Origin of the sequence: Dysgonomonas sp. Marseille-P4677, assembly GCF_016652235.1 — a bacterium.
Classification (GTDB): Bacteria; Bacteroidota; Bacteroidia; order Bacteroidales; family Dysgonomonadaceae; genus Dysgonomonas.
This window is the reverse complement of sequence record NZ_JAEPKU010000145.1, coordinates 1-10,547: the sequence shown is the minus strand read 5'-3', so window position 1 is coordinate 10,547 and position 10,547 is coordinate 1. Positions and strand designations below refer to the sequence as shown.

The 10,547-nt window shown below is 34.7% G+C and carries 9 protein-coding genes; 4 read left to right on the top strand and 5 right to left on the bottom strand.

Features of this window, described 5'->3' with window-relative positions:
* Positions 1-101: 101 nt before the first annotated feature.
* The gene (locus tag JGH11_RS17250; protein ID WP_236264097.1) at positions 102-1,616 is read right to left on the bottom strand and encodes a fibrobacter succinogenes major paralogous domain-containing protein; all 1,515 of its coding nucleotides are present in this window, start codon (positions 1,614-1,616) and stop codon (positions 102-104) included.
* A 227-nt stretch (positions 1,617-1,843) separates the two neighbouring features.
* Here JGH11_RS17250 and JGH11_RS17245 point away from each other — a divergent pair, with 227 nt between their 5' ends.
* Both JGH11_RS17245 and JGH11_RS17240 read left to right on the top strand, forming a co-directional pair.
* Complete coding sequence (locus JGH11_RS17245) at positions 1,844-2,482, top strand: hypothetical protein (protein ID WP_201113875.1); 639 nt, start codon at positions 1,844-1,846, stop codon at positions 2,480-2,482.
* A gap of 155 nt (positions 2,483-2,637) precedes the next feature.
* A complete protein-coding gene (locus JGH11_RS17240; RefSeq protein ID WP_201113873.1) occupies positions 2,638-3,282 on the top strand; it encodes a thiamine diphosphokinase in 645 nt (214 codons plus the stop codon).
* 4 nt (positions 3,283-3,286) lie between these two features.
* On the opposite strand, the gene JGH11_RS17235 is transcribed toward JGH11_RS17240, so the two are convergent.
* From JGH11_RS17235 to gyrB, 3 genes are all read right to left on the bottom strand, one after another.
* A complete protein-coding gene (locus JGH11_RS17235; RefSeq protein WP_201113871.1) occupies positions 3,287-3,718 on the bottom strand; it encodes a SufE family protein in 432 nt (143 codons plus the stop codon).
* Positions 3,719-3,720: 2 nt separating this feature from the next.
* Positions 3,721-4,716 carry a M28 family peptidase gene (locus JGH11_RS17230; protein ID WP_201113879.1) on the bottom strand — a complete coding sequence of 332 codons (996 nt, stop codon included), beginning with the start codon at positions 4,714-4,716 and terminating at the stop codon, positions 3,721-3,723.
* 363 nt (positions 4,717-5,079) lie between these two features.
* Positions 5,080-7,035, bottom strand: a complete 1,956-nt coding sequence (gyrB, locus tag JGH11_RS17225; RefSeq protein WP_201113869.1) for a DNA topoisomerase (ATP-hydrolyzing) subunit B — start codon at positions 7,033-7,035, stop codon at positions 5,080-5,082.
* Positions 7,036-7,252: 217 nt separating this feature from the next.
* On the opposite strand from gyrB, the gene JGH11_RS17220 reads away from it, so the two are divergent.
* Positions 7,253-8,776: a CotH kinase family protein gene (locus tag JGH11_RS17220; protein WP_201113867.1), complete on the top strand. Its 1,524-nt coding sequence runs from the start codon at positions 7,253-7,255 to the stop codon at positions 8,774-8,776.
* An 84-nt stretch (positions 8,777-8,860) separates the two neighbouring features.
* Here the strand turns inward: JGH11_RS17220 and JGH11_RS17215 are convergent, their stop codons facing one another.
* Positions 8,861-9,619, bottom strand: a complete 759-nt coding sequence (locus JGH11_RS17215; RefSeq protein WP_201113866.1) for a glycosyltransferase family 2 protein — start codon at positions 9,617-9,619, stop codon at positions 8,861-8,863.
* 337 nt (positions 9,620-9,956) lie between these two features.
* On the opposite strand from JGH11_RS17215, the gene JGH11_RS17210 reads away from it, so the two are divergent.
* Positions 9,957-10,547: prealbumin-like fold domain-containing protein (locus tag JGH11_RS17210; RefSeq protein WP_236264095.1), on the top strand; the 591-nt coding region annotated here is incomplete at its 3' end.

The following is a 10,547-nucleotide window of genomic DNA, read 5'->3' as shown; positions in this document are numbered from 1 at the left end:
GGATTATTAAAAAGCATCTTTATTGAATTCAATAAAGATGCTTTTTAATAATCCATACTAATTGATAATCAACGAATTGTTTTCTTATGAAAACAAAAAAATCACAAGGTCTCTTTTTTACAGCGAACAGAAAAGGTCTGGCGTAAATTATGATAACCTTGGTAAAAATTATTTTCACCTGCAGTTGTACCGGCAAGCAGCCAAGTATGATAGACATATATACGACTGGCATCCGATGTACTAAATTGAGGAGCTAACGAGCTTGTCCAAAAATAAGCGGCTGTTCCGTTGTTATAATGAGATATTGTATTATTGCTCGCTAGAGTCGAGCTACCTCCTAAATAGGCATCAAAACCACTTAAAGCTCTTGTATTAGATCTGCCTCCACTAGCAGTGCTTAAAACAGAGGTTGTAGTCTTCATTGCTTGTCCTACATAGCCACCAACTCCAACTGCTGAGTTAGACGTTAAATTTGTATCATATCCGATTTTAGTGGCTACTCCTGCTAGTTGTCCAGCAAACATAGAAGTTGACGAGCTACTTACTTTTTCTGTAATACCATTAACCAGATCTACCCACTCTTGATTACTAGGAAGATACCATCCTGAAGGACAAATACCTTGATAGGTTATATCTCTATGCCTACTGTTACCTTCATCTATCTGAAGATTGACAGACGGAATTGTAGAGAGACCATTTGGAGTTCCCACAGCAACCGCTGCAGCCCAGTTATATAAAACACCTGTATTTTCATTTATTGCTGGGTTAGGTGTTGTCGATGAAATACCAGGGACACAATATTGAGGAACAGTATTATATTCCTCTGCATGATATTCTACTGTACGTTTTATTAATGCAGTTCCATTATTGAGCACTGTGGTACGTAAGTTTTGGGTCATCCACACACCTTCATCAAAAATTCTTGTTGTATCAATCAATACATCAGGTTGTTCTGCTACAGTATCCCAATCCAGTTCGACACTGCATGAAAAACTCTTTTTAATTTTATATTCTTGTTCTATTATTTTATACCCTACATAAAAACGAGAAACTGTATAAATATTGGGAGTACTCTCTCCAATACGTTGATCGCTTATGTTATCTGTTCCATTAGGAGAAATCCCACTCATCGGTACATTACGCCCTAAATTGTAGTAACCATTAGCTCTGGCTAACTGTTTATCTTTTGGCCAACCATCAGGAACGGCCGTATCCAAATATTCAAAACTTCGTTTGTAAGATGTAAGAGGCCCTTTTTGGATTCTTACTGCCGGATATGGTACTAATGGATTCCACTGCGCACCATCCCAAACATGTACACCTTGACAAAAACGGTTCTCCTCCGACTCGACATTACTACCTGTATTATAAACTATTAGACCAATATGATCTTTTGCGTTAAGTGTATTATCGGCAGCTGCACCTAAAGTTTTACCCAGATCTTTCTCTGTCCTAATATTTTTTAGCTCTACACGGGGCAAGCCTAATCCTTTAGAAGAATTAGCTCTGATACTATCATTCATTTTTAAATCAAGTAGTGCACCTACATTTGTTTTGCTTCCACTACCAATCGTGACTTGTGCGTTTAATGTAACGAGGTACGATACAAAAAACATAAGAATGTAAAGTTTTTTCATCTTAGAATGAAGAAATTAAGTTTTGTTTTTGTGAATTGAAAAAGCGGGAATAAAGGTATATATATTTTAACAAAAAAAGTATGTACTGTAAATAAAAAAACAACCATAAAAAAAGGCTAAATTAATACTATATAATATATTACTATTTTTTTTATTATATTTGAACACAGAAAGGGAACAAACAAACGAACTTAAAAACTACAAACATGACTACTACAAGAAAATTCTTGCTATTGTTATTATTGACATTAGGCATAAACTCATTAATTAAGGCTCAAACAACTTATACCGAAATCTATCCAAACAAGAGAATAATAATTGACAATGAGAATTTAAATATCAACTTATACAAAGACAAATATGATTCACGCGGTATATTAGATTATAACACAATAAAAGAAGACGGAACAAAAGTTCGTGTATCGTGCCACCGCAAAGGAACGAATATTGAGGTAATGGAAACACTTTCATACCCCTACATTCACACACTTTATAAAGAGTTCTATCCTAATGGAAAGTTAAAACAAAAAGGAATACTTATGCCTAAACAAGTAAAAGTGGGCAATTGGTTAGAATCTACAAAAAATGGTGAAATCAGAATAATCAACTACGATAAAGACAGAAGCCATTTTGGATACAATGATATTTTGGAGTTTTTAGATCAAAGAGACTATCTGCAAGCCCAGCCTAATGGTGAAGATTGGATTTATAGCTTTTGGTACTCTCCCGAAACTCATCAATGGGGAGTACGCTTATCCAAAGAATATGTATTGTATAAAAGATTTACATTTGATGGTAAGGAAGGAACGCTAACAAAAGAGGAAACATTTAATATAGATCAATAATAATTTAAGTCGAAAAATTAACCGCATTCGGAGTTAACAAAATACGTCTCTAAGCATTTGCCATTCCAGATAATGATGTTTGATAAAAATTATTCTATCATTTACTAAAACTATTTATTACTTTTACAAGCTTATTTTATCTATCAATATTGTCAATGAAAAGATATAAGCTTCCCAATATAAATCAACAGGCAGATACTGTTATTTTGGCCAATGGCGAATTTCCCAAACATCCGATAACATCCTCAATACTTAATAACTGTAAGTACTTGGTATGCTGTGATGGAGCAATAAATAATCTGGTGAAAACAAACAAAGAGCCTAATGCAATAGTCGGAGACTGTGATTCTTTATCTGAAGAGAATCGCGTAAAATACGCGAGCATTATTCATCGCATTCGTGAACAGGAGACAAATGACCTGACTAAAGCCGTTCATTTCTGCTTAAAACAAGAAAAGAGAAAAATCACAATTTTAGGGGCAACCGGAAAACGTGAAGATCACACTATTGCAAATATAAGCCTACTATGCGAATATATGCAGGAAGCAGAGGTGGAAATGATTACAGATTATGGTATTTTCAACGGGATAGAATCGGATTCTATATTTGACAGTCAACCCAAACAGCAAGTATCAATAATGTCCATAGACAGGAACGCAATCACTTCTGAGAATTTAGTGTATAAAATCGAAAACCAAATATTTACTAATTGGTGGCAAGCAACACTAAATGAGGCCGAAGGAAATGAATTTGAGATAAAAACAAGTGGACGAACTATCGTTTACAGAGCCTTTCTTTAAAGAATTATTCCCCTAAAGCTTTTGCTTTATATGCCATTGCATAAAAACGCATCTGTTTTATCATCGAAACCAACCCATTAGAACGTGTAGGACTAAGATTTTCTTTCAATCCGATTTTCTCTATGAAATATAAATCAGCATCAACAATTTCATCAGGAGTACGATTAGATAATACCTTGATAAGTAATGCAATGATACCTTTCACTATAACGGCATCACTTTCGGCTTTGAATATAATTTTATCATCTATATACTCGGCTTGCAACCATACACGACTCTGGCAGCCAACGATTAGATTATCTTCAATTTTACTTTTATCATCTAATTTCTCAAGAGAATTACCCAATTCTATCAACAATGCATAGCGATCCATCCAATCGTCGAACATTGAGAATTCTTCTATTATTTCGTCTTGTACTTCGTTTATAGTAGTCATTTTTATTTTTCTTTATAGATAACTTCGAGTACTGTCTGCCCGACAGCTTTAAGGGTTTCTTTACTGATACCGCTCATATCATCTTTTTGGGTATGCCACGCATGATAAAAACTAGTATCAGAATTTTCATCAAACTGGATAATGTCGATACTTGGAATACGACGTACCTCGTTTACCGGCACATGATCGTCGGTTGTAACACCTCCATCTTTATTTATAAAATAATTACCATACCCTAATTGTACTGCAGTACTCCATACTCGGTCTAATACATTCCTAGCATATTCTTTCGAGTATCCTTCTCTATAGAACTTTGCACCGTCTGCACCAACCATATCGAGTAAGATCCCATATTTAGCCTTATAATTAGGTACATGAGGATTTTTAGCCCAATATTGTGATCCCAGACACCAAGTAGCATTTGTAGGGTCAGGATAATCTTTTTTAAATGCCGGAACTCCATAATCTTCAGCATCGAAGAAAATAATATCAATTCCAACTTCGGGCGATTTAGATTGTATAATACGGGCAACTTCAAGCAAAACCCCAACTCCACTACCTCCATCATTTGCACCTAATAAAGGTTTGTGATGATTAGCCGGATTCTGATCCTGATCTGAATATGGACGTGTGTCCCAATGAGCAAATAATAATACTCTGTTTTTCTTATCTAAGTTATATGAACCTATTATATTGCGAGCATTCAATTTTGTACCATCATAAGCCGTTACCACCATCTTCTGTTCCTGAACGTCTGCGCCAAAACGCTTCAGTTCGGAAACTAGATAGTCTCCACAGGCAATATGTTGAGCCGTATTCGGTACTCGAGGTCCAAAAGCCACCTGCTTATCTACAAAAAAATAAGCACTGTCTCCATTGAAATCGGGTGATAATTTTTGATATGCTTCCACAGGTGTAGTTTTTGCTGTTTTATTATTACAAGCACATGTCAATAAAGACAAAGCAAAACAAACAGCAATAATATTTTTAATAGTCATCATATTATAGTTAAATATATAGACACAAAGATATAGATTAGTTACGAGTTAAGAAGTACAGGTTAGTAGTTTTTTAAAAACGAGCTATAATTCTTCTTGAGCTTTATCTATATTACAAAATGATATAATAAAGTGATGACACATATTCATATAGAAAAAAAGTTACTACTAAAAAAAGATTATAAAAGTGTCACCTTTGTAACTTTTTAAATTAGTAGCTAGGAGTAACAACTACTCACTAATAAGATGGGAAAGTGTTACTTTTGTCACCTTTTTAATTAAAAACTAGCATGATATAATATGGCTAAAACAAATAAAGGCCGTGATTATCACGACCTTTACTCCTATATTTCGATACTCTGCTTATGCGTCAATTTTAGCATAAGTAGCATTTTCTTCAATAAACTCACGGCGAGGAGCTACATCTTCTCCCATCAACATAGAAAATATATGATCAGCTTCAGCTGCATTTTCTATTGTTACCTGACGAAGTGTACGATGTTCAGGATTCATTGTTGTATCCCAAAGCTGAGTTGCATTCATCTCTCCAAGACCTTTGTATCGCTGTGTATGAATAGCATTCTCATCACCATCGCCATATTTATCTATAAACGCACGACGCTGTCTATCATCCCAGCAATATTCTTCTACTTTTCCCTTGCGACATAAGTAAAGCGGAGGTGTGGCAATATATACATACCCTCTTTCCAATAGTGCTTTCATATGACGGAAGAAGAAAGTTAAGATAAGTGTTGCAATATGGCTACCGTCAACATCGGCATCGGTCATGATTACCACCTTATGATAACGTAGCTTTTCCGTATTTAATTCTTTCGAATCCTCTTCAGTTCCAATTGTTACGCCGAGTGCAGTATATATATTCTTTATCTCATCACTTTCTAAAACCTTATGAGGCATAGCTTTCTCTACATTCAGAATCTTACCTCTCAAAGGTAGAATTGCCTGAAATCCACGGTCGCGTCCTTGCTTTGCTGTACCTCCTGCAGAATCCCCTTCGACAAGGAATATCTCACATTTCGAAGCATCTTTACTAGAACAGTCTGCTAACTTACCCGGAAGCCCTCCACCTGTAAGCGGAGATTTGCGTTGCACCATTTCACGAGCTTTTCTGGCAGCAGCACGAGCTGTGGCAGCAAGTATTACTTTTTCAACTATAATCTTGGCCTCTTTCGGATGTTCTTCCAGATAATACCCTAAAGCTTCACCTACAGCCTGATCGACAGCACCCATCACTTCATTGTTTCCAAGTTTAGTCTTAGTCTGCCCTTCAAACTGAGGCTCTGCTACCTTTATAGATACAACAGCTGTCAAACCTTCGCGAAAGTCATCTCCACTTATCTCTATTTTTAGTTTTTCCAACATTTTCATGTCTTCTGCATACTTTTTCAAAGTACGAGATAGACCACGTCTGAAACCGGTAAGGTGAGTACCTCCTTCGATAGTATGGATATTATTTACATAAGAATAAACATTCTCATTGTAAGAAGTATTATATGTCATAGCCACTTCTACAGGAACACCTTGTTTCTCTGTAACAATATGTATAACATCTTCGATCAAAGCCTCTTTAGAAGAATCTATATAGCGGACAAATTCTTCTAATCCTTTTTCAGAGTAAAAATTGTCTGAGCGATACGACCCATCATCTTTCTTATTACGCATATCTGTCAGTGAAAGACGAATACCTGCATTCAAGAAGGCTAATTCTCGAAGGCGAGAAGCCAATGTATCATATTTATATTCTGTAACCGTAAAAATAGAATCATCTGGCTTAAATGTTATTGTTGTACCCGAAGTTGAAGAAGCACCTTTTTTCTCTACGGGGCCCAATGGCTTCCCACAAGAATACTCCTGAACAAAGATTGAATCCTCACGATGGACTTCAGCTCGTAAATGAGTAGATAATGCATTCACACACGATACCCCTACTCCATGTAAACCTCCTGATACTTTGTAAGTACCTTTATCAAATTTACCTCCGGCATGCAAGACAGTCAATACGACTTCAAGAGCAGACTTTTGCTCTTTTTCCATCATACCCACAGGAATACCACGACCATTATCCTGAACCGATATTGAGTTATCCTCATGGATAGTAACCTTAATATCTGTACAATATCCGGCTAAAGCCTCGTCAATAGAGTTATCCACTACTTCATATACAAGATGATGTAGCCCTTTTTCACTTATATCCCCAATGTACATTGCGGGTCTTTTCCTTACAGCCTCCAGGCCTTCAAGCACCTGAATATTCTGCGCCGAGTAAGACTCGCTTGCCATTTTTTGCTTCTCTGTCATATTTTCTTGCTATTTTTTGGCGGAAAACCACCCTTTGTTTTGCATTATAAAATCTAACAAATATACGAATTTTTATCGAGAAAAACAAGCAATACCAAGTCTGTTTTATGATTCATAATACAGTATAAAGCATCAATTAAATACGCAGTAATACTTGATTATCCAATTTTCTTTCTTTCTTTGTAAAACATAAATGCACCAAATATATCTAGTCCGTATGAAAAACAAAATCTTATCATTTATTATCCTCGTCCTTTTCATTGTTAGTTGTTCTGATAATGAAGAAAAGGAAGATCCCCAATTTTTAAGCTTATCGAAAAGTGAATTGCTGTTTAGAGCCGAAGGTGAGATACAAACCTTTTCCATCAAGTCAAATACCGAATGGAAAATAGATATAGAACAAAACGGCTGGCTTACCATTACTCCTTTAAACGGAAAGGGGAATATGAATATTACAACAAGAGTAATTGAAAATAAAGCTAAAAGTCCACGTTCAATATCACTAACGATAAAAACGACCCAGAAATCTGAAACGATCACTATTACACAAGAAGCTGCTGCTCCGGAACCAGAAGGGTTTTACTTTCCTCTTCTGACTATCAATACCGAGAATAGGAAACCAATTACATCGAAAGAGGACTATATAAACGCTACATTTCTTCTTGAATCTCGAAATGAAAAAGGCGAAATCATAGAAAAGCTACTGGAAGGAGAAACTGAAATAAGAGGCAGGGGAAATAGTACATGGGAAATGGAGAAAAAACCATATCGACTAAAGTTAAGTAAATCAAGCGAGATGTTAGGCATGCCTAAAAACAAACATTGGGTTTTGTTAGCAAACTATTCCGACAAAACCTTGATTCGAAATGAGCTTGCATTTGAAATTAGCCGGCGCATGGGATTTACCTATACTCCACGAATGAAATATGTCGATGTCGTTCTCAATGGTGATAATATAGGAAATTACATGCTAGGAGAGCATATAAGAATAGATAAAGACAGGGTAAATATTGCTGAGCTAGAGCCAACAGATACCAATATTTCGGGTGGATACCTTTTAGAGATAGATGAACGTAAAGGTGAGCCTGTTTGGTTCGAAACCAACCTAGGTGAAATGATATTTTGCGTAAACAGACCCGAAAATATTCCGTCTGATCAAAAAGAATATATCAAAAATTATATTCAAAACATAGAAGATATTTTATATGGTATAAATGAGGTAAATACAGTAGCTGAACTCCCAAAATATCTGGACATTAAATCCTTCATTGATTATCTATTATTAAATGAGATGTCTAAAAATGTAGATGGAAATCTTCGTTTAAGTACTTTTGTCTATAAAAACAAAGATGATGACAAATTATATTTTGGTCCTGTCTGGGACTACGATATTGCATTTGGTAATGTCGACTATGATAACTGTGAAAAAACGTATGATTGGCACGCCCGTAATAAAGCAAATTGGTATAAAGAGTTCTTTCGGCATCCTGAGTTTGACCAAATGGTAACAAACCGTTGGAAAGAATTAAGGAGTGATAAACTAAAAGATTTACATCCATTTATAGATGCCTTAGCTGAAGAAATGCAAATATCACAAAGTAAAAACTTTACGCGCTGGCCAATACTAGACAAAAGAGTCTGGCCAAATCCTATTATCACAGGAAGTTATCAAGGAGAGATCGATTATCTAAAAAGCTGGCTTACTCAGAGATTAAACTGGATGGATCAGGAATTGAAATAAATCTATACCTTATATTAAAAAAAGAGGGTGTTGACAGAATTACAACACCCTCTTTTTATTTCTTGTCTATTATATAATTTATAATTACCATCTTTTTATGATCTTATTAATGATCTTCTTCACTTTCAACACAAACTTCAATTCCTTATACTTTTTATCATTAATGAAGCCATATTTATGTTTTATCTTATAAAAGTCTGAATAAAAATCAAAGTAAGATGATGATATACCTCCTAATCTGAAATTAGATATAACAACATCTATTTCTTCTAACTTAACACCTTGACTAACACATCTACAAATAAAATCATAATCGGCCAACACTTTCACAGATAGATCAAAGGCACCAAACTTATCATAGACTGCTTTCGACACAAAGAAAGTTGAGTGAGGTAATACACTTTCTGAAATAAACGTAGCTCCACGACGCTGAACATTAAAGATTTTATCTTCTTTCCATACTCTTTCTATGCCATATATCATACAGTTGTTACGATCAGTCTCTCCGTCAGTAAATTTATTCCACATTACTTCCAAGGCATTATCTTCGTACCAATCATCAGAATTGGTAATCCCTACCAAATCCCCTTTAGCCATAGATATACCTTTATTCATGGCATCATAAACACCTTTATCTGGCTCGCTCACAATATGTACAGACACCCCTTTTCTTTCGAATAAAGGCTTATAGCTCTCTATAGTATCTATGGTTTTATCTTTAGAAACCCCATCTATTATAATATACTCAAAATCTGAGAATGTCTGTCTTAATAGTGCTTCAATTGTTCCATGAAGCATTTTTTCTGAATTGAAAGTAGGTGTTATTATCGATATTTTTGGCATCTAGTAAATCCTTTAAAATAGCAAACAAAGATACATTATTTTTTAATAGATAGTCTTATATAGATAAGATCATTCCCAAAAGATAAAATCTCAAAAGAATTAATATAAAAGATATTTACAATGAAAGAAACTACCATTCATGAGATTTACAAAAATGGAAACTTTCATTCATGAGATTTACAAAAAAAGGAATGCCCATCCAGAACAAAAATTTAAACTCATATGTTTTAATTTTAAGAGACAAAATAAAGAGTAATATTCTATCTATCACATTAGAAACAAGGCACTTCAGGCCTTATCATTCATTTAACTAACAAGGTTAAAAAAATTGAATGATATGAAAAAGACTTTATTTATTTATCCATTAATTCTCATCGGACTAAGTTGTTGTTCCGATGATAATAGCATCGAAACAGCCCATTTCGTTATATCATCAAAAAATATAGCAGATAATTCATTAATATCAGGTGGGCAATATAGTATATTTAATAGTAACAATGAGATCGTTGGAACCTACACTCTTGATCATGGCACAATAGAACTTACCGAATTGCCGATAGGAAGCTATACTATAAAAGAAATAGCAGCACCTGAAGGTTATGTTTCGGAGCTGAATGAAAAAAAATACGAACCATATAACATAAAATTCAGAGATATTACATTTTATTATATCGATGAACAAAATAGGACGCTACCTGAATCTATAAAGTTAAAATTTTATGCCTCGGAACATTACGAATTCTATGGGAACTATAATGCTGTGCGTATCGGAGAATATTATTGGATTGATAAAAATTTCACCCACACAGTACGTCAAGGCAATGGATTTGAAAATGATCTTCCGATCACACAAGGAGCCCTAAATAAATACTTAGAACGAATATGGATAAACCCATCCCAATATCAATTAACTAATATTAATGAGTTT

Coding starts and splice junctions, on each gene's coding strand:
- JGH11_RS17250 (WP_236264097.1), bottom strand. CDS start 1,616: ATGTTTTTTGTATCGTACCTCGTTACATTAAACGCACAAGTCACGATT.
- JGH11_RS17245 (WP_201113875.1), top strand. CDS start 1,844: ATGACTACTACAAGAAAATTCTTGCTATTGTTATTATTGACATTAGGC.
- JGH11_RS17240 (WP_201113873.1), top strand. CDS start 2,638: ATGAAAAGATATAAGCTTCCCAATATAAATCAACAGGCAGATACTGTT.
- JGH11_RS17235 (WP_201113871.1), bottom strand. CDS start 3,718: ATGACTACTATAAACGAAGTACAAGACGAAATAATAGAAGAATTCTCA.
- JGH11_RS17230 (WP_201113879.1), bottom strand. CDS start 4,716: ATGACTATTAAAAATATTATTGCTGTTTGTTTTGCTTTGTCTTTATTG.
- gyrB (WP_201113869.1), bottom strand. CDS start 7,035: ATGACAGAGAAGCAAAAAATGGCAAGCGAGTCTTACTCGGCGCAGAAT.
- JGH11_RS17220 (WP_201113867.1), top strand. CDS start 7,253: ATGAAAAACAAAATCTTATCATTTATTATCCTCGTCCTTTTCATTGTT.
- JGH11_RS17215 (WP_201113866.1), bottom strand. CDS start 9,619: ATGCCAAAAATATCGATAATAACACCTACTTTCAATTCAGAAAAAATG.